Below are 17,394 nucleotides of genomic sequence, written 5' to 3'. Positions count from 1 at the left end.
GCGTACTGCAACAGCATGATGGTCTTGGCATCGCAGATCTCGCCGCGTTGAAACGCTGCCAGTGCCTCATCGAAGCCCCACTCGAGCACTTCCAGTTCTTCGGTTTCCTCTTCCAGGCCACCACCGTCGCTGACTTTGGACGCGGCGTCGTATTCAGCGATAAAGAAGTGCAGTTTCTCCGTCACCGAACCGGGACTCATGTACGCCTCAAATACTTTTTCCACGTCGTGCACGCGGTAACCGGTTTCCTCCTCGGCTTCGTCACGAATGCGCTGCTCGGGCGCGGCACCTTCCAGCAACCCGGCGGCCACCTCGATCAACAATCCATTGTGGCCGTTGACGAACACCGGCAAACGGAACTGGCGGGTCAGCACCACCGTGCGCTTTTCGCGGTTGAACAGCAGAATCGCCGCGCCGTTGCCTCGGTCGTATACCTCGCGGGTCTGGCGCTGCCACTCGCCGTTGTTGCGGTGGTAATCGAAAGTGATTTTCTTCAGCAGATACCAGTCGTGGGACAACACCTGAGTGTCGACGATGTTGACCCGTTCGGCTGTGTTGGACATCGCGTCTGATCCTGTCTTCATGGGGGACTGCCATGGTCGGACAATTGCGCCGACAAAAAAAGCCCGGCAGCGCTACCGGGCTCGTTCAGCCTGGGTTGTTACTGGAAGTCGACGTCGAAGGCCTGGTAGAAGGCGTTGCCGGTATTGGCGACGATCCACATCAGCACAATGACGTGATGACCCTGCTTGTTCGCAGGCAGCTGCACTTGGTGATCGACCTTCGCCTTCAGTTCACCGGCATGGCTGTAATAAGGCACTTGCGGGTAGAAATCCTCGAAGAACGGCTGAGTTTCCAGTTGTGCACGGCTGATGCGTTGCTGGGGATCCCAGCCGTCTTTGGTGATCAGCCAGCGATAACCTCGGGTGGTGTGCGGTGCGGTGTAGGCCCAGGTGACGTTGAGAATCTGCCCCGGATCGACATTGAGCAGCGGCCAGCTGAAGGAACGACCGAGCTTCTTGCTCATCTCGTCGGCGGTGTAATTGACGCAATCGCGGGCATCGGTCTTGCCGCCGCTGAGAATGTAGCCATCGGCCGGCGGCGCGACGCTGTCCGAGTCGGTCTCGAAGGGTTGGGGGAACGGTCCGGCGTCCAGGGCCGGAAAGTTCTTGCCGCCCTCCATTTCATTGACTTGCCAAGCGCCGAGCAGGCCGAGGTCGATGGCCACTGCGCCGCGACTCGCTGGCGAGATGACACGACCGTGTTTGAGTTGGGTTTGTGGGATTGCCTGATTCATCTTGCTCACTCCGTTGATTTGAGAACTCTCCTTCCCGAGGAGAGGCCTTCAAGCTAACGGAGGTGAATTTTTTGTCCATCAGCGCTTTTGTCACAGTCCCAGTGTGCAAGACGTAAAAAGCCCCGGAAACACTGGATGCATAACCAGTGCTCGACGACGCATCGCACTCAACGTGTAGCTGAACACCTACACGCCGAGTCGCCTTTGGTCATTCAGACAGTTGCGCCTGATACTCCTTTTCGTACTGCCCGGCGAGTTGGGTTTTCTGTTTATCGTCGAGCAGCTTGCCGGCCATCTGGAAGAATTTGTGCTCTTCTTCCTCGAGGTGGTGATGAACCTTGTCGGAAAGCTTTTTGGCCGTGGCCAGCCAGGCCGGACTGGACATTTCGGTCTCGTCGAGCTCCTCCATCATCTCGTCCATTTCGTGGTGTTCGGCGATGGCGTGGCGGCTCAGGTCCACGCCTTCATCGATTTCCATCAACGGAATGTAGAAATGCCGCTCTTCAGCGGTTTCATGCGCTTGCAGTTCTGCTTTGAGCTGCTTGTAGGCCTCGACCCGCTCAGGGCTGTCGCCGCTGGTCGCGATCAAAGCCTTGGCGTAAGTGCGCTGGCGCTCGTGGCTTTCGCGCAGGGCTTCAAAAATATTCACGGGATTTCCTCATCAATCGCGCTCAGGGAAAGACGCGATAAAAGCCTAGACCGCAACGCTGGTTTGACGGTTCCGCTTGTTCGATCGAAGGGCTTGGAGACGCTTGCCCGGACGCGTTAGGCTGGGCTTTCAATTACACAAGGAAGTCATGCATGAATTTGCGTATCGAGTTGACGCAGAATCCTACCGAGGAACAGCGTCAGGCCATTCTGCAGCCACTGATCGAGTACAACGATGCTCAAACCGGCGGTTCTAAATCCGAGCCGTTCGCCTTGATGGTCAAAGACCAGAATGGCGAAATACTGGGCGGTTTGTACGGGCGAATGATTTTTCGCTGGATGTTCATCGAGCTGCTGTCAGTACCGGAACAGGGTCGCGGACAGGGGATCGGCTCGAAATTGATGGCTCAGGCGGAAGCCCTGGCCAAGGAAAAAAACTGCTATGGCGTCTGGCTCGACACCTTCGATTTTCAGGCGCCGGAGTTCTACAGGAAGCTGGGGTTCAGCCAGTTTGGGGAAATCGTTGACTACCCACCGGGGCACAAGCGGCACTACTTTCAGAAGCGCCTGATCGATTGAGTCATGCCGTATTCGCGAGCAGGCTCGCTCCCACAGTGCAACGCATTACAACCTGTGGGAGCGAGCCTGCTCGCGAAAGCGTCAACTGCTTCGCAGCATAATCAAAGGCAGGTCGCCATCGCCGCCATCCGCCGCATCGCGACAAAATCACTCTTCTGCGCGTAATAGTTCAAAGTCGTGCCGGACGCTTCGGTAACCACATCGACAAACGACTCCGCCGAACGGGTGTACACCGTCGTGCCGCCTAACTCGCGCGGTTCCAGATAGGCCGCCGCGTCGACGCCGAATACCGCTTCATCCTGCCAGGCGAATTGCACGCACCGGGCGACGTCTTTCTCCGGCTTGTCGGAGGTCAGGACCTTGTCCGGGCTCTTGCTGCGAGCATCGTTCATCACCGAACCGGCGCACCCGGCCAACAGGGCCGCCGCCAGCACTACCATCAGCATTCGCATTGCATTTGCTCATCGAGAAAAAAGCGGACTGTAGCACTGCGACGCGGCAAATCGTTCTGCTTTACTGTTTTTATGCGCGACATGCGCAAGCAGGTGCGGCACCCTATGGTCATCAGTCACACAAGGAAATTACATGGCGCCTAGCGACCAGCGACATGAACAGGCTTTGAAACTGTTTCTCGATGCGCGACCCGAACTACGTGAAACCCTCGACCATCTCAACCCGCTGCTGGCTCAGGCCAAAGGCGAAACCCAGGCGCAGTATCGCGAAGAACGCTTGCACGAAGCATTCGAGGCTGAGGCGGAAAGCCAAGGGTTGTTTGCCTGGGAGCTGACATTGCAGCTGACCGCTGATTCGCCGGAGGACTATCAGGCGCAACGCATGGAAGTGCATCGGGAAGTGGCGGAAATGGCGGGGATGGACTGGATCGAGTATTGCGATCTTTACGGCATCACCCCGTAATCCAGCCGCCGCAAATCTCACGTGGGAGCGAGCCTGCTCGCGAAGGCGGTGTGACTGCCGAAACTGATCTCGAACGAGACGACGCTTTCGCGAGCAGGCTCGCTCCCACAGTGAACCGCGTATTACCAGATTTCGCGGCACGCGCAATAAAGCTTTATCATGGCCGCAGTTTCGTTGATCGAGTCCATCATGAAGTTCGCCATCGCGCTGTTTTCCGCCGCCCATGCGCCCTCCTCGCGCCGTGCCTTGCTGTTTGCCCAGGCCGCGCTGGCCGGCGGCCATGAGATTGTCCGGCTGTTCTTCTATCAGGACGGCGTATTCAACGCTTCCGATGCCTTAGTGACGCCGCAGGATGAGTTCGACTTACCCAAGCAATGGCGTGCTTTTATCAACGAAAAGCAACTTGATGGCGTGGTCTGCATCGCCGCCGCTTTGCGCCGTGGTGTGTTGAACGAAGAAGAAGCCAAGCGTTACCAGCGTGAAGCGATTTCGCTCAGCGCGCCGTGGGAATTGTCTGGTCTGGGTCAATTGCACGACGCCGTGCAGGACGCTGATCGGCTCATCTGTTTCGGAGGCGCTTGAACATGGCCAAATCGCTGTTGATCATCAGCCGCCAATCGCCGTGGTCCGGCCCCGGTGCGCGGGAAGCGCTGGATATCGTGCTCGCCGGTGGCGCCTTCGATCTGCCGATCGGTTTGCTGTTTCTCGATGACGGCGTGCTGCAATTGGCCGCCGGGCAGAACGCCAAGGCCGTGCAGCAGAAAGACCTCAGCGCCAATCTGCAGGCGCTACCGATGTTTGGTATCGAAGAGCTGTTCTATTGCGTCGAAAGCGCCAATGCTCGCGGTCTTGGCAACCTGTCGCTGGACGAAGCGCAGCCGCTTGCTGCTGAACACATCACCGCCCTTATTGACCGTTACGATCAGGTGATCACCCTCTGATGTCGACTTTGCATGTGTTGTCTCATTCCCCGTTCGGCGACGATCGCCTGAGCAGTTGCCTGCGCCTGCTCGGCAGCGCCGATGCCGTGTTGTTGTCCGGCGATGCGGTGTATGCGCTGCAACCGGACACTGCGCCGTTCTCTGCTCTGCAAGAGCGACCAATCAAACTTTTTGTATTGGTTGAGGACGCACAGGCGCGTGCGATCGAGATTCCAGACTGGGCCGAGGCCATCGACTACCCGGCCTTCGTCGAACTGTCGATCCATCACGCCAAGGTCAACAGCTGGCTATGAATTCAATGACCGTAGGCGCCCGCGCCATCGAACTGGACAAGGACGGCTTTCTCGTTGACCTCAGCGACTGGTCGGCCGAAGTCGCCAGCGCCCTCGCCGCCGCCGAAGACATCGAGTTGACGCCTGAACACTGGGAAGTCCTCGAGCTTCTGCGTAGCTTCTACGCCGAATTCCAGCTATCGCCGGCCACGCGTCCGCTGATCAAGTACACCGCGTTGAAACTCGGCGCCGACAAAGGCAACAGCCTGCACCTGAACCGACTGTTCAAAGGCACCCCTGCCAAACTCGCCGCGAAACTGGCGGGCCTGCCCAAACCGACGAATTGCCTATGAACGACTTTCCAGCATTGACCCTCGAAACGCCTGCCGAGCACCCGTTCGCGCAATTCGTGCGCATTCTCGGCAAGGGCAAGCGCGGCGCCCGCGACCTGACGCGCGAAGAAGCCCGCGAGGCCATGGGCATGGTGCTCGATGACCAAGTCGAAGATACGCAACTGGGTGCCTTCCTGATGTTGCTGCGGCACAAGGAAGAGAGCGCCGAGGAAATGGCCGGTTTCACCGAAGCCCTGCGCGCACGCTTGCAAGCGCCTGGATTAAATGTCGACCTGGACTGGCCGACCTACGCCGGCAAAAAACGCCATTTGCCTTGGTATCTGCTGGCGGCCAAGTGCCTGGCGCAAAACGGCGTGCGGATCTTCATGCATGGCGGCGGCGCGCACACGGCCGGGCGTCTGTACAGCGAACAACTGCTGGGCGAACTGAACATTCCCCTGTGCCGTGATTGGCAGCAGGTCGGCACGGCACTGGACAACGGCGGCCTGGCCTTTATGCCGCTGGTGGACTGGGCGCCGCAGTTGCAAAAGATGATCGACCTGCGCAATACCTTGGGCCTGCGGTCGCCGATCCACTCGCTGGCGCGGATTCTCAATCCGTTGGGCGCACGCTGCGGCCTGCAAAGCATTTTCCACCCGGGCTACCAAGCGGTGCATCGCGATGCCAGCGGCTTGCTCGGCGACACGGCAATTGTGGTCAAGGGCGATGGCGGTGAAATCGAGATCAACCCCGACGCCACCAGCCACCTTTATGGCACCAGCAGCGGTCAGAGCTGGGATGAAGAATGGCCGCAGCTGTCAGCGCAGCGCCATGTCAAACCCGCCTCGCTGGACACCGAACACTTGAAAGCCGTGTGGCGTGGCGATGTGGTCGACAGTTACCCGCAAATGGCCTTGATTGCGACCATGGCCCTTGCCCTGCGCGGTCTCGGTCAGAATCGCGAACAGGCCTTCGCAACCGCCGAGCAGTATTGGGCGGCGCGCAACACATCGATCTAACCGATCATTAGCGCCCGATCTTTGCGCTTTTTGTTCGAACTCATCGGAATAGACTCGACTCCAACAAATATTGGTTTTGGGAGTCTTGATCATGGGTTTACTCGTCGACGGCCACTGGCAGGACAAGTGGTACGAAAGCAGCAAGGACGGCGCGTTCCAGCGCGAACAAGCGCAACGCCGCAACTGGGTGACCGCCGACGGTCAGCCAGGCCCCAGCGGTGAAGGCGGTTTCACTGCTGAAGCCGGGCGCTATCACCTCTATGTTTCCCTCGCCTGCCCTTGGGCGCATCGCACGCTGATTCTGCGCAAACTCAAAGGCCTGGATAGTCTCATCGACGTGTCGGTGGTCAGCTGGCTGATGCTGGAAAACGGCTGGACTTTCGACAAAGCGCTCGGCTCGACCGGCGACAAACTCGATGGTTTCGACTTCATGCACCAGCGCTATACGGCTGATACGCCTGACTACACCGGGCGCGTGACGGTGCCAGTGCTGTGGGACAAGAAACTCAAGCGCATCGTCAGCAATGAATCAGCGGAAATCATCCGCATGTTCAACAGCGCCTTCGACGGGCTCACCGGCAATGACCTGGACTTCTATCCCACGCCGCTACGCAACGAGATCGATGCGCTGAACGAGCGGATCTATCCGGCGGTGAACAACGGCGTCTATCGTGCCGGGTTCGCCACCTCGCAGCAGGCCTACGAACAGGCATTCGATGAAGTATTTGCCGAGCTGGATCATCTGGAGCAACTGCTGGGTGCCAATCGCTACCTGAGCGGGGAATACCTGACCGAGGCCGATGTGCGCCTGTTCACCACGATGATTCGTTTCGACGCGGTGTATCACGGCCACTTCAAGTGCAACCTGCGGCGGATTGCCGACTACCCGAACCTATCGAACTGGCTGCGCGAGATGTATCAGTGGCCGGGGATTGCCGAGACGGTGGATTTTCAGCACATCAAGCATCACTACTATGGCAGCCACAAGACCATCAACCCGACCGGCGTGGTGCCGAAGGGGCCGCAGCAGGATTTCAGCGTGGCGCATGATCGCGAGCGGTTGATCGGGAAAGGGGTTTGGCGCCGGGGTTGATTAGCTCGGTATTGGTTCGAGACCCCGTTCGCGAGCAGGCTCGCTCCCACACCGGATTTGTGCATGACACAGATCCAATGTGGGAGCGAGCCTGCTCGCGAAGGGAACGACGCGGTGTTTAGATCTGCGCCTGAGCCCCTTCAAACCACGCCAGCTTCTCGCGCAGTTGTACCACTTCGCCGACGATCACCAGGGTCGGCGCATGCACTTCATGCTCTGCCACCATTTGCGGCAGATCCGCCAGCGTGCCGGTGAAAACCCGCTGATTGACCGTGGTGCCCTGCTGGATCAATGCCGCCGGGGTATCCGCCGCGCGACCGTGATTGATCAACTGCTCACAGATGATCGGCAAACCCACCAGGCCCATGTAGAACACCAGCGTCTGCGCCGGGGCGACCAGATCGGCCCATGGCAGATCGGTGGAACCATCCTTCAAGTGGCCAGTGACAAACCGCACGGACTGCGCATGATCTCGATGGGTCAGCGGAATCCCCGCATAAGCAGCGCAACCGCTGGCCGCCGTAATGCCCGGGACCACCTGGAATGGAATACCGTGGGCCGCGAGTTCTTCGATCTCTTCGCCACCGCGCCCAAAGATAAACGGATCGCCGCCCTTCAACCGCACCACACGCTTGCCGGCCTTGGCCAGATCGACCAGTTGCTGGTTGATCTGATCCTGCGGCACGGCGTGTTCGGAGCGACGCTTGCCGACATACACCCGCTCGGCATCGCGACGGCACAACTCAAGAATTGCCGGCGCCACCAGGCGGTCATAGAGCACCACATCGGCTTGCTGCATCAGACGCAGCGCGCGGAAGGTCAACAGATCCGGATCACCCGGACCGGCACCGACCAGATAAACCTCGCCAGTGGTGACCATGGGCTCGCCATCGACCTTAGCCTGCAGCAGGCGCTCGGCTTCAGCGCCCTGCCCGGCCAGTTGACGATCGGCAATCGGGCCCTGGAAAACGTCTTCCCAGAAGCCGCGACGCTGCTGCACATCCGGAAACAGGTTTTTCACCTGATGACGGAAACGCGCAGCCAGCCCTGCCAATTGACCGTAAGTGGAAGGAATCCAGGTTTCGATTTTCGCGCGGATCAGGCGCGCCAGTACCGGCGCATCACCGCCGCTGGAGACGGCAATGATTAGCGGCGAGCGATCGACGATTGCCGGGAAGATCACGCTGCACAAGGCCGGCGCATCGACCACGTTGACCGGCACGCAACGGCGGTGGGCGTCGGTGGAGACTTGCGCGTTGAGCGTTTCGTCGTCGGTAGCGGCAATGATCAGCCCGCAACCGTCCAGATCCGTTTCGGCGTAACCGCGCAACACGCATTCACCGCCGCTGGCAGCGACCAGTTCAGCCAGTTGCGTTTCGATTTCAGGTGCGACCACCCGCAGCAGCGCACCGGCATCGGCCAGCAGGCGGGATTTGCGCAAGGCAATTTCCCCCCCACCGACAACCAACACACGACTGCCGCGAAGGTTGTGAAACAGCGGCAGATATTTCATTTAGCCGATGACCTCAAGGCCACCCATGTACGGTTTGAGCACGTCCGGCACGCGGATCGAACCGTCGGCCTGCTGGTAGTTTTCCAGTACCGCCACCAGAGTACGACCGACCGCCAGGCCGGAACCGTTCAAGGTGTGCACCAGTTCAGGCTTGCCGGTTTCCGGGTTGCGGAAACGCGCCTGCATGCGCCGCGCCTGGAAGTCGCCGCAGTTGGAGCACGAGGAGATTTCGCGGTATTTGTCCTGGCTCGGAATCCACACTTCGAGGTCGTAGGTCTTGACCGCGCTGAAGCCCATATCGCCGGTGCACAGTGCCAGGGTGCGGTAAGGCAGGCCGAGCAGCTGCAGGACTTTTTCGGCGTTGGCGGTCAGGCCTTCCAGCGCTTCCATCGATTGCGACGGTTCGACGATCTGGACCATTTCGACTTTGTCGAACTGGTGCTGGCGGATCATGCCACGCGTGTCGCGGCCCGACGCACCGGCTTCGCTGCGGAAGCATGGGGTATGGGCGACGAACTTGATCGGCAGCAGTTTCGAATCGACGATTTCGCCGGCAACGATGTTGGTCAGCGACACTTCGGCGGTCGGGATCAGGTACAGATCGGCTTCGCCTTCGCGGGCGATCTTGAACAGGTCTTCTTCGAACTTCGGCAGCTGGCCGGTGCCTTGCAGCGCCGGAGCCTGAACCAGATAAGGCGTGTAAGCCTCTTCATAGCCGTGCTCGTTGACGTGCAGGTTGATCATGAACTGCGCCAGTGCACGATGCAGACGGGCGATCGGGCCGCGCAGCAAGGCGAAACGCGCGCCGGACAGCTTGGCGGCGGTTTCGAAGTCCAGCCAGCCGAACTTCTCGCCGAGGGCGACGTGATCTTTCACTTCGAAATCGAATTGGGTCGGGGTGCCCCAGCGGCGCACTTCGACGTTGTCGTCTTCGTCCTTGCCGACCGGAACCGACTCGTGCGGCAGGTTGGGGATACCGAGCAGGATCGAATCGAGTTCGGTCTGGATCGCGTCCAGCTCGACCTTGCCCGCGCTCAACTCGCCCGCCATGCGCTCGACGTCCGCCATCAGCGGCGCGATGTCTTCGCCACGCTGCTTGGCCTGCCCGATGGATTTGGAACGCGCGTTACGCTCAGCCTGCAATGCTTCGGTGCGGGTCTGGACGGTCTTGCGCTGTTCTTCCAGCGCTTCGATGCGCGCGGTGTCCAGGGCAAAGCCACGGGAAGCCAGGCGGTCCGCTACGTCCTGAAGGTTGCTACGTAACAGTTTGGAATCGAGCATGTCGGTTTCTCGTTATCAAAGTTTGGTCAGGGACAGGCCGGCCCACGTCGCGAGCAGCCCGCCGAATACGCTGAGTGCGGCGTAGCCCAGGGCCAGCAACACTTGCCCGCTTTCCAGCAGGCGCACCGTATCCAGTGAAAAGGATGAAAAAGTCGTCAGCCCCCCGAGGAAGCCGACCATCAACCCGGCGCGCACCTCGATCGGCACCTCCGGGCGTATCAGAAACAGGCCGTACAACACGCCAATCAGCAGGCAGCCCACGATATTAACGGCCAGCGTCGCGGTATAGAAGTGCCGCGGCCAATTGGCGCTGACCCAATTACCGGTGGCGAAGCGCAACAATGTCCCGGCAACACCGCCGACCGACACTGCAAGGATCAATGGGACCACTATTTTCTCCGCTGCCGAGGGCTCAGACGATCGAGCTGAGCGAGGTGATTGAGCTTTTCGCCGATCTTCAACTCCAGGCCACGGGGCACTGGCTGATAGAACGGAATCGGCTCGAGTTCTTCCGGAAAATAGTCTTCGCCGGCGGCATAGGCGTCCGGCTCGTCGTGGGCGTAGCGGTATTCGTCGCCATAACCCAATTGCTTCATCAGCTTGGTCGGGGCATTGCGCAGGTGCAGCGGGACTTCCAGCGAGCCGTTCTCAGCCGCTGCGCGCAGCGCGGTTTTGAAGCCCATGTACACCGCATTGCTTTTCGGTGCGCAGGCCAGATAAGTAATGGCCTGGGCGACCGCCAATTCGCCCTCGGGGCTGCCGAGACGCTCCTGCACTTCCCACGCCGCCAGGCACAAGCTCAGCGCACGCGGGTCGGCGTTGCCGATGTCTTCGCTGGCCATGCGCACAACGCGCCGGGCCAGATACAGCGGATCGCAGCCGCCGTCGATCATCCGCGCAAACCAGTACAGCGCGCCGTCAGGGTTGGAGCCGCGCACGGATTTGTGCAGGGCCGAGATCTGGTCGTAGAACGCTTCACCGCCCTTGTCGAACCGCCGGCGTGTATCGCCGAGCAGACTTTGCAGCAGTTCGGTGCCGATTTCGCTGTTGTCTTCGGCCAGATCAGAGGCGTTTTCCAGCAGATTGAGCAGGCGCCGGCCATCACCATCAGCGGCGGACAGCAACATCTGAAAACCTTCATCGCTCAGTGTCAGGTTGCGCTTGCCCAGCCCGCGCTCTTCGGTCAAAGCCCGATGCACCAGTTTGCGCAGCGCCGCTTCGTCGAGGCTTTTCAGGACGTAGACGCGTGCCCGCGACAACAAGGCGTTGTTGAGTTCGAACGAAGGGTTTTCGGTGGTGGCGCCGATGAAGATCAGCGTGCCGTCTTCCACGTACGGCAGAAACGCGTCCTGCTGCGACTTGTTGAAGCGGTGCACTTCATCGACAAACAGGATCGTGCGCTTGCCGTATTGGCCGGCCTGCTGCTTGGCGATCTCAACGGCCTGACGGATTTCCTTGACCCCGGCGAGCACCGCCGAAACCGTTTCGAAGTGCGCATCAGAGACTTCCGCGAGCAGACGCGCCAGGGTGGTCTTGCCCACGCCCGGCGGCCCCCAGAAGATCATCGAATGCAGCGCGCCCTGCTCCAGCGCCTCACGCAGAGGCTTGCCGCGAGCGAGCACGTGTTCCTGACCGACGTACTCATCCAGATTGGCCGCACGCAGACGCGCGGCCAAGGGTTGGGCAATCGGTGCACTGCGAAACAGATCCATCACGTAGCGTTGAAACCTCTGATTTTCTGAAATCTGCTGAAGAACCTGTGGCGAGGGAATTTATCCCCGTTGGGCTGCGAAGCGGCCCCAAAAGCGACGACTGCTGCGCAGCCGGACGGGGACAAATCCCCTCGCCACAATAGCCTCTCAATAGCAGGCCCTCACCACAAAGGCCCTGACACAAAGGGCCGGTGTTTATTCCTGGATAACGTCGGCACCCTTGGGAATGTCGAATTTGAATTTGGACGCTGGCACCGCTTCGTTGGCCTTGACCCCGGTAAACAGGATATTGGTGCGCTGGCCGACGCTGTCGATCAGTTGCATGTCATTGAGCAGACCGTTACGGAACGACAGGCGCAGGTTGTCGAACAGCGTGTCCTTGGTCTTCGGCTTGAGGGTGAAGTCGATCACACCGCCAGCCTCTTTCGCGCTGATGTCGAAGCTCTGGCTGATTTTCGAGACATCACCCGACAGCAGCAGCGCAGGCGTCTGGGTCAGACGCTCATCGAGCTTCTTGATGGTTGCCTGTTCCAGGTCCGGGTCCCACAGGGTGACTTTCTTGCCATCGGAAACCATGGTCTGCTCGGCCGGCGCGTTGGTGTGCCAGTAGAACAGGCCCGGACGCTGCAGGGTCATGTTGCCGGTGGTTTCCTGCAATTGGGTACCGCTGCCGTCGAGGGTCAACTGCGAGAAGTTGGCCGACAGGGTTTTCGATGTTTCCAGCAACTGGGTCAGACGCGCCACGTCCTTTTCATCAGCGTGGGCCGTGAGTGTGGTCAGCGCCAGTACTGGCAACAGCATGCGGATAAGGCGCATGAGAGTCCTCTTGAATACTCGTGGGAGAGCGGGTGGCGCGTCATTGCGCCACCCGAGTCTTTGCGTTTCAGTCGCGTACCGGGCCTGGGGCCAGGACTTCACGCGAACCGTTGGTGTTCATTGAGGTAACGACGCCGGCCATTTCCATCGCTTCGATCATCCGCGCGGCGCGGTTGTAGCCGATCTTCAGCTTGCGCTGCACAGCGGAAATCGACGCACGACGGCTTTCGAGGACGAACTGCACCGCTTCGTCATACAGCGCGTCGGCTTCCGGATCATCACCGTCGCCACCACCGCTGCTGCCTTCGAAGCCGCTACCCGCCTCTTCGACACCGTTGAGGATGTCGTCGTTGTATTCCGGCGCACCGCGCAGCTTCCACGCTTCGACCACACGATGAACTTCATCGTCGGAGACGAACGCGCCGTGCACCCGGATCGGCAGACTGGTGCCCGGCGGCATGTAGAGCATGTCACCGTGACCGAGCAGTTGTTCGGCGCCACCCTGGTCGATGATGGTCCGCGAGTCGATCTTGCTCGATACCTGGAACGCCATACGGGTCGGGATGTTGGCCTTGATCAGGCCGGTGATCACGTCCACCGAAGGGCGCTGGGTTGCGAGGATCAAGTGAATACCCGCCGCACGCGCTTTTTGCGCAATACGGGCAATCAGTTCTTCAACCTTCTTGCCGACGATCATCATCATGTCGGCGAATTCGTCCACCACTACGACGATGGTCGGCAGTTTCTGCAGCAGCGGCGCTTCGTCGTGAATGCTTTCGCGCTTGTACAGCGGATCGCTCAACGGCTCGCCGGCATCCTGGGCTTCCTTGACCTTGGCGTTGAAGCCGGAGAGGTTACGCACGCCCATTTTCGCCATCAGCTTGTAGCGACGTTCCATCTCGGCAACGCTCCAGCGCAAGGCGTTGGCGGCGTCCTTCATGTCGGTCACCACCGGGCAGAGCAGGTGCGGAATGCCTTCGTAGATCGACAGTTCAAGCATTTTCGGGTCGATCATGATCAGTTTGGCGTCGTCCGGGCCGGACTTGAACAGGATCGACAGGATCATCGCGTTCACACCCACGGACTTACCGGAACCGGTGGTACCGGCCACCAGCAAGTGCGGCATCTTCGCCAGGTCGGTGATGACCGGCTTGCCGCCGATGTCATGACCGAGCGCCAGGGTGACCGGCGATTTGAAGTTGTCGTACTCGGGGGTCGACAGCACCTCGGAGAAACGCACGATCTGGCGGTCTTCGTTGGGAATCTCGATACCGACAGTGGTCTTGCCCGGAATCACCTCGACCACGCGCACACTGGTCACCGCCAGCGAACGCGCCAGGTCTTTCGCCAGGTTGGCGATACGGCTGACTTTTACCCCGGCGGCAGGCTGGATTTCGTAACGGGTAATCACCGGGCCCGGGTGGATCGAGTCAACGGTGACTTCGACGCCGAATTCCTTGAGCTTGATTTCCAGCAAGTGGCCGACCGCTGCCAAGGACTCAGGAGAATAGTTGAGCTGTTTCTTTTCCGCTGGATCAAGAATGGAGATCGGCGGCAAGGTGCCTTCGACCGCGCTGTCGACGAACAACGGCGCCTGCTTCTCTTTCTGCACGCGCTTGCTCGGCTCCGGCGCCTTGGCTGGTGCCGGCGCGATCACCGGCGGCACCTGCTTCTCGCGGTCGGACATGTGCTTGCTCAGCGCTTGCTCACGCTCGATCAGGCGTTCCTTGACCTTGGCCTGTTCACGCTTGTCGGTGACAGTCGGTGCGACCACATCGTGGACGCGGTCATCAACCTCACGCAGTTGCGCGACCAGTTGCTTGCGCTCGGTGCGCGCCGACCACCAGCGGTTGAGCGCGCCTTGGAACAGTTCGAACAGATCGAGGGTGATCTTGCCGGTGACGTCCATCACCTTGAACCACGACAGGTCGGTGAATACGGTCAGGCCGAACAGGAACAGCGCGATGAACAGCAGCGTGCTGCCTTGAATGTTCAGCGCATTCTTCGCCAGATCGCCAAGGCTTTCGCCCAGGGCACCGCCAGCGCCGGCGGGCAGACCGGTCGCGGCGTGGAAGTGAATGTGCGCCAGCGCAGCGCCGGAGAGCACGAGGAATACCAGACCGATCAGGCGCCAGGAAAACAGCCAGCCGCTCCACTGCCACGGCTCATGGCGTTGACGAAATATCTGGTACGCCTTGACCGCCAGCAGCAACGGGAAGATATAGGCGAAGTAACCGAGCACCATGAACAGGATATCGGCGCTGTACGAGCCGGCCGGGCCGCCGAAGTTCTGCACATCGTCGATCTTGCTGTTATGGCTCCAGCCCGGATCGTCCTTGCCGTAAGTCAGCAAAGCCATCATCAGGAACAGGCACAAGGCACCGATGGCGATCAATGCACCTTCCTTGAGCCGGTAGTGCAGTTGCTGGCGCCAGAGCGGAACGACTGTTTTGGGTGCTTCGGTGGTCTTCTTCAAAACGCTTCTTTTCCTGCGCCCGAGGCGCGTCCATCTATTGAATGACGATAAAAACTGCCCAATCCAGGCAGGTAGAAAAGGTGAAAAGCCCAACTGAGACTACTTTTAACACTGTGCCACTGGTTTTATAAACACAGCCATAAACACCGTGCGCAGCGTAATGCGGGTCACAGCCCGGCATTGTACGGGTTTGTGCGCCCGACGCCATGCTTGAGCCCCTGGCCTTGAGCATAGCCAAACGCACACGCACTGCGTTGCAATTGGAGCATGCATTGTCTTTTGTGACAAAGGCTTATGAGCTGTATTTGATGAACGTAGCGAGGCTGGCCAGATCAGGCGCACGGAAATGCTCGACAGGCATCGCCACGGTGACGCTTACGACCACGGGCGACACATCAAGTTGCAGCTCGATGCTCACCGCACCAGACATCTGTACAGGACATCTGCGCCGTTTCGCGGCAAACTCTTCAACAGGGCCTGCACGCCCATGACCGCCCTCCCCTTCTGCAAGCCTGGATGCCATGCTGACTTGGTTACAACGTAATTCCCTGACCTTTCCGCCACTGGAAAAAGCCATGCGCGAGCCGAACGGATTGCTCGCCGCTGGTGGCGACCTGTCCGCCGACCGCCTGATCCAGGCCTATCGCCATGGCTGCTTTCCCTGGTTCTCCGAAGGCCAACCCATTCTCTGGTGGTCGCCAGACCCTCGCACCGTGCTGTTTCCCGACGAACTGCACGTCTCGCGCAGCCTCGGCAAGCTGCTGCGCAAGCAACGCTATCAAGTGACCTTCGATCAGGATTTCGACGCCGTCATCCGCGCCTGCGCTGCCCCGCGTGACTACGCCGACGGCACCTGGATCACCGAGGCCATGCAGGATGCTTACGTAGAATTGCATCGGCGCGGTTTCGCTCATTCGGTTGAGGTCTGGGACGAGGGACAGCTGGTCGGCGGCCTGTACGGGCTGGCGATGGGCCAACTGTTTTTTGGCGAGTCGATGTTCAGCCGTGCCGACAACGCGTCCAAATATGGCTTTGCCACGCTGGTGAAGCATTTGAAAGCCGCCGGGTTTGTGCTGATCGACTGCCAGATGCCGACCGATCACCTGCACAGCCTCGGTGCGCGATCCATTCCGCGGGGCGAATTCGCCGACTATCTGCAGCGCCATCTCGACCAACCGAATTCGGCGATCTGGGTTTGCTGAGCGACTTTTGCGCAGGTGGCTTACACTTAATCCACCAGCTTATCCCGAGGGTTGATTCATGACCGAGTTGGCGCGTTTGAAGTTTTATGCCACTCAGCCCCACTCTTGCAGTTATCTGCCCGAGGAGCAGGCCACGACGCTGTTTCTCGACCCGAGTCAGCCCATGGATGTGCATGTCTACGCAGACCTGTCGGAAATGGGCTTTCGTCGCAGTGGCGATCATCTGTACCGGCCGCATTGCCAGAATTGCAATGCGTGCGTGCCCGCGCGCATTCCTTCCGCCCAGTTCATCGCCAATCGCCAGCAGAAGCGTATCTACAAACGCAACACCGACCTGCAAGTGCAACCGGTCAAACCGCACTTCAGCGAAGAATATTTCGACCTGTATCAGCGCTATATCGAACAGCGCCATGCCGACGGCGACATGTACCCGCCAAGCCGTGATCAGTTCTCGACGTTCCTGGTGCGCGACCTGCCCTTCTCGCGATTCTACGAGTTTCGACTCGACGGACGGTTGCTCGCGGTAGCAGTCACCGATCTGCTGCCCAACGGCTTGTCGGCGGTGTATACCTTCTACGAACCGAACGAAGAACGCCGCAGCCTCGGCCGTTACGCGATCCTCTGGCAAATCGCCGAAAGCCAGCGCCTGGGCCTTGAAGCGGTGTACCTGGGTTACTGGATCAAGAACTGCAAAAAGATGAACTACAAGACGCAATATCGGCCCATTGAATTGCTGATCAATCAGCGCTGGGTCGTCCTGAACTAAACCTGCGGCCTAAACCCCTTGGCGTAAACCCCATTTTTCGGGCACAATGCACGCCGCTTTTGCCTGGCGCAGTTGCACCGGGCCATTCATTGGATACCGAGGGCTTTACTGCATGTCGAAAGAAGACAGCTTCGAAATGGAAGGCACTGTCGTCGACACCCTGCCCAACACCATGTTTCGTGTGGAGTTGGAAAATGGGCACGTCGTAACCGCGCATATTTCCGGCAAGATGCGCAAGAACTACATTCGTATTCTTACCGGTGACAAAGTGCGCGTCGAGCTGACGCCCTATGATTTGAGCAAAGGGCGGATCACTTACCGCGCTCGTTAATCAAGTCAATACAGAACGCCCGGGTTATGCCGGGCGTTTTTGTATCTGCGTTTTGAGGTTTTGGGGCTGGCGGTTTCGCGCTTACAGCATGCAAATCAAAAGATCGCAGCCTTCGGCAGCCCATAGGTTGGATCGCGCGAATTCGATAGAAACGGGTTGACCTGCGGGCCGCCTTCGCGAGCAGGCTCGCTCCCACAGAAA

The 17,394-nt window shown here is 59.6% G+C and carries 22 protein-coding genes; 11 read left to right on the top strand and 11 right to left on the bottom strand.

Annotation, left to right across the window (positions count from 1 at the left end; translation table 11 throughout):
* The 3 genes from D6877_RS28815 to D6877_RS28805 all read right to left on the bottom strand — a co-directional run.
* Positions 1-563, bottom strand: a 563-nt coding sequence (locus tag D6877_RS28815; RefSeq protein WP_130912892.1) for an NUDIX domain-containing protein, incomplete at its 3' end; no start/stop codon positions are given.
* Between the two features lie 98 nt (positions 564-661).
* Positions 662-1,297 (bottom strand): lytic polysaccharide monooxygenase auxiliary activity family 9 protein, encoded by a 636-nt coding sequence (locus D6877_RS28810; RefSeq protein WP_130912881.1) that lies wholly within the window; start codon positions 1,295-1,297, stop codon positions 662-664.
* Between the two features lie 208 nt (positions 1,298-1,505).
* Complete coding sequence (locus tag D6877_RS28805; protein ID WP_016775257.1) at positions 1,506-1,946, bottom strand: hemerythrin domain-containing protein; 441 nt, start codon at positions 1,944-1,946, stop codon at positions 1,506-1,508.
* Positions 1,947-2,098: 152 nt separating this feature from the next.
* Between D6877_RS28805 and D6877_RS28800 the strand changes: the two genes are divergently transcribed.
* Complete coding sequence (locus D6877_RS28800; RefSeq protein ID WP_130912880.1) at positions 2,099-2,524, top strand: GNAT family N-acetyltransferase; 426 nt, start codon at positions 2,099-2,101, stop codon at positions 2,522-2,524.
* Positions 2,525-2,625: 101 nt separating this feature from the next.
* Here D6877_RS28800 and D6877_RS28795 read toward each other — a convergent pair whose 3' ends face one another.
* Entirely contained in the window at positions 2,626-2,976 is a 351-nt protein-coding gene (locus tag D6877_RS28795) for a hypothetical protein (RefSeq protein ID WP_130912879.1), read from the bottom strand.
* A gap of 133 nt (positions 2,977-3,109) precedes the next feature.
* On the opposite strand from D6877_RS28795, the gene D6877_RS28790 reads away from it, so the two are divergent.
* The 7 genes from D6877_RS28790 (at position 3,110) to D6877_RS28760 (ending at position 7,096) form a co-directional block, all read left to right on the top strand.
* Entirely contained in the window at positions 3,110-3,439 is a 330-nt protein-coding gene (locus D6877_RS28790; RefSeq protein WP_130912878.1) for a DUF6388 family protein, read from the top strand.
* 189 nt (positions 3,440-3,628) lie between these two features.
* Entirely contained in the window at positions 3,629-4,021 is a 393-nt protein-coding gene (gene tusD / locus D6877_RS28785) for a sulfurtransferase complex subunit TusD (RefSeq protein WP_130912877.1), read from the top strand.
* A 2-nt stretch (positions 4,022-4,023) separates the two neighbouring features.
* Positions 4,024-4,380, top strand: coding sequence for a sulfurtransferase complex subunit TusC (tusC, locus tag D6877_RS28780; protein WP_130912876.1), 357 nt, complete (start codon positions 4,024-4,026; stop codon positions 4,378-4,380).
* The gene (gene tusB, locus D6877_RS28775; RefSeq protein WP_130912875.1) at positions 4,380-4,673 is read left to right on the top strand and encodes a sulfurtransferase complex subunit TusB; all 294 of its coding nucleotides are present in this window, start codon (positions 4,380-4,382) and stop codon (positions 4,671-4,673) included. Before tusC ends, tusB begins: the two co-directional genes overlap by 1 nt.
* A complete protein-coding gene (locus tag D6877_RS28770) occupies positions 4,670-5,005 on the top strand; it encodes a TusE/DsrC/DsvC family sulfur relay protein (RefSeq protein WP_016770652.1) in 336 nt (111 codons plus the stop codon). Before tusB ends, D6877_RS28770 begins: the two co-directional genes overlap by 4 nt.
* Positions 5,002-6,003 carry a glycosyl transferase family protein gene (locus D6877_RS28765; RefSeq protein WP_130912874.1) on the top strand — a complete coding sequence of 334 codons (1,002 nt, stop codon included), beginning with the start codon at positions 5,002-5,004 and terminating at the stop codon, positions 6,001-6,003. The genes D6877_RS28770 and D6877_RS28765 overlap by 4 nt, the downstream gene beginning before the upstream one ends.
* A gap of 91 nt (positions 6,004-6,094) precedes the next feature.
* Positions 6,095-7,096 (top strand): glutathione S-transferase family protein, encoded by a 1,002-nt coding sequence (locus tag D6877_RS28760; protein ID WP_130912873.1) that lies wholly within the window; start codon positions 6,095-6,097, stop codon positions 7,094-7,096.
* A 118-nt stretch (positions 7,097-7,214) separates the two neighbouring features.
* On the opposite strand, the gene cysG is transcribed toward D6877_RS28760, so the two are convergent.
* The 7 genes from cysG to D6877_RS29495 form a co-directional block, all read right to left on the bottom strand.
* Entirely contained in the window at positions 7,215-8,609 is a 1,395-nt protein-coding gene (gene cysG / locus D6877_RS28755; protein ID WP_130912872.1) for a siroheme synthase CysG, read from the bottom strand.
* On the bottom strand, positions 8,610-9,890 hold the full coding sequence (gene serS / locus D6877_RS28750) for a serine--tRNA ligase (protein ID WP_125927824.1): 1,281 nt from the start codon (positions 9,888-9,890) through the stop codon (positions 8,610-8,612).
* Between the two features lie 15 nt (positions 9,891-9,905).
* Positions 9,906-10,280, bottom strand: coding sequence for a fluoride efflux transporter CrcB (gene crcB, locus D6877_RS28745; protein WP_016775261.1), 375 nt, complete (start codon positions 10,278-10,280; stop codon positions 9,906-9,908).
* A complete protein-coding gene (locus tag D6877_RS28740; protein ID WP_042609225.1) occupies positions 10,280-11,602 on the bottom strand; it encodes a replication-associated recombination protein A in 1,323 nt (440 codons plus the stop codon). The genes crcB and D6877_RS28740 overlap by 1 nt, the downstream gene beginning before the upstream one ends.
* Positions 11,603-11,797: 195 nt before the next feature.
* The gene (gene lolA / locus D6877_RS28730; RefSeq protein WP_056788905.1) at positions 11,798-12,418 is read right to left on the bottom strand and encodes an outer membrane lipoprotein chaperone LolA; all 621 of its coding nucleotides are present in this window, start codon (positions 12,416-12,418) and stop codon (positions 11,798-11,800) included.
* Positions 12,419-12,485: 67 nt separating this feature from the next.
* Entirely contained in the window at positions 12,486-14,894 is a 2,409-nt protein-coding gene (ftsK, locus tag D6877_RS28725; RefSeq protein ID WP_041477069.1) for a DNA translocase FtsK, read from the bottom strand.
* Positions 14,895-15,186: 292 nt separating this feature from the next.
* Positions 15,187-15,471 (bottom strand): hypothetical protein, encoded by a 285-nt coding sequence (locus D6877_RS29495; RefSeq protein ID WP_178083770.1) that lies wholly within the window; start codon positions 15,469-15,471, stop codon positions 15,187-15,189.
* On the opposite strand from D6877_RS29495, the gene aat reads away from it, so the two are divergent.
* The 3 genes from aat to infA all read left to right on the top strand — a co-directional run bounded on the left by aat (position 15,416) and on the right by infA (position 17,193).
* The gene (gene aat, locus D6877_RS28720; protein WP_130912871.1) at positions 15,416-16,096 is read left to right on the top strand and encodes a leucyl/phenylalanyl-tRNA--protein transferase; all 681 of its coding nucleotides are present in this window, start codon (positions 15,416-15,418) and stop codon (positions 16,094-16,096) included. The two genes, D6877_RS29495 and aat, sit on opposite strands and share 56 nt — an antisense overlap.
* 58 nt (positions 16,097-16,154) lie before the next feature.
* Entirely contained in the window at positions 16,155-16,862 is a 708-nt protein-coding gene (locus D6877_RS28715; RefSeq protein WP_130912870.1) for an arginyltransferase, read from the top strand.
* A 112-nt stretch (positions 16,863-16,974) separates the two neighbouring features.
* Positions 16,975-17,193 (top strand): translation initiation factor IF-1, encoded by a 219-nt coding sequence (infA, locus tag D6877_RS28710; RefSeq protein WP_002553999.1) that lies wholly within the window; start codon positions 16,975-16,977, stop codon positions 17,191-17,193.
* Positions 17,194-17,394: the final 201 nt, after the last annotated feature.

The sequence above is a fragment of the Pseudomonas sp. Sample_9 genome (assembly GCF_004307535.1).
GTDB lineage: Bacteria > Pseudomonadota > Gammaproteobacteria > Pseudomonadales > Pseudomonadaceae > Aquipseudomonas > Aquipseudomonas mercuritolerans.
The sequence above is the reverse complement of the archived record's forward strand: the minus strand, read 5'-3'. Positions and strand labels throughout refer to the sequence as shown.

What these genes read in the sequence shown, in the direction of transcription:
- D6877_RS28810 (WP_130912881.1), bottom strand. Translation starts at nt 1,297, where the DNA reads ATGAATCAGGCAATCCCACAAACCCAACTCAAACACGGTCGTGTCATC.
- D6877_RS28800 (WP_130912880.1), top strand. Translation starts at nt 2,099, where the DNA reads ATGAATTTGCGTATCGAGTTGACGCAGAATCCTACCGAGGAACAGCGT.
- D6877_RS28795 (WP_130912879.1), bottom strand. Translation starts at nt 2,976, where the DNA reads ATGCGAATGCTGATGGTAGTGCTGGCGGCGGCCCTGTTGGCCGGGTGC.
- D6877_RS28790 (WP_130912878.1), top strand. Translation starts at nt 3,110, where the DNA reads ATGGCGCCTAGCGACCAGCGACATGAACAGGCTTTGAAACTGTTTCTC.
- tusD (WP_130912877.1), top strand. Translation starts at nt 3,629, where the DNA reads ATGAAGTTCGCCATCGCGCTGTTTTCCGCCGCCCATGCGCCCTCCTCG.
- tusC (WP_130912876.1), top strand. Translation starts at nt 4,024, where the DNA reads ATGGCCAAATCGCTGTTGATCATCAGCCGCCAATCGCCGTGGTCCGGC.
- tusB (WP_130912875.1), top strand. Translation starts at nt 4,380, where the DNA reads ATGTCGACTTTGCATGTGTTGTCTCATTCCCCGTTCGGCGACGATCGC.
- D6877_RS28770 (WP_016770652.1), top strand. Translation starts at nt 4,670, where the DNA reads ATGAATTCAATGACCGTAGGCGCCCGCGCCATCGAACTGGACAAGGAC.
- D6877_RS28765 (WP_130912874.1), top strand. Translation starts at nt 5,002, where the DNA reads ATGAACGACTTTCCAGCATTGACCCTCGAAACGCCTGCCGAGCACCCG.
- D6877_RS28760 (WP_130912873.1), top strand. Translation starts at nt 6,095, where the DNA reads ATGGGTTTACTCGTCGACGGCCACTGGCAGGACAAGTGGTACGAAAGC.
- cysG (WP_130912872.1), bottom strand. Translation starts at nt 8,609, where the DNA reads ATGAAATATCTGCCGCTGTTTCACAACCTTCGCGGCAGTCGTGTGTTG.
- serS (WP_125927824.1), bottom strand. Translation starts at nt 9,890, where the DNA reads ATGCTCGATTCCAAACTGTTACGTAGCAACCTTCAGGACGTAGCGGAC.
- D6877_RS28740 (WP_042609225.1), bottom strand. Translation starts at nt 11,602, where the DNA reads ATGGATCTGTTTCGCAGTGCACCGATTGCCCAACCCTTGGCCGCGCGT.
- lolA (WP_056788905.1), bottom strand. Translation starts at nt 12,418, where the DNA reads ATGCGCCTTATCCGCATGCTGTTGCCAGTACTGGCGCTGACCACACTC.
- aat (WP_130912871.1), top strand. Translation starts at nt 15,416, where the DNA reads ATGCTGACTTGGTTACAACGTAATTCCCTGACCTTTCCGCCACTGGAA.
- D6877_RS29495 (WP_178083770.1), bottom strand. Translation starts at nt 15,471, where the DNA reads ATGGCTTTTTCCAGTGGCGGAAAGGTCAGGGAATTACGTTGTAACCAA.
- D6877_RS28715 (WP_130912870.1), top strand. Translation starts at nt 16,155, where the DNA reads ATGACCGAGTTGGCGCGTTTGAAGTTTTATGCCACTCAGCCCCACTCT.
- infA (WP_002553999.1), top strand. Translation starts at nt 16,975, where the DNA reads ATGTCGAAAGAAGACAGCTTCGAAATGGAAGGCACTGTCGTCGACACC.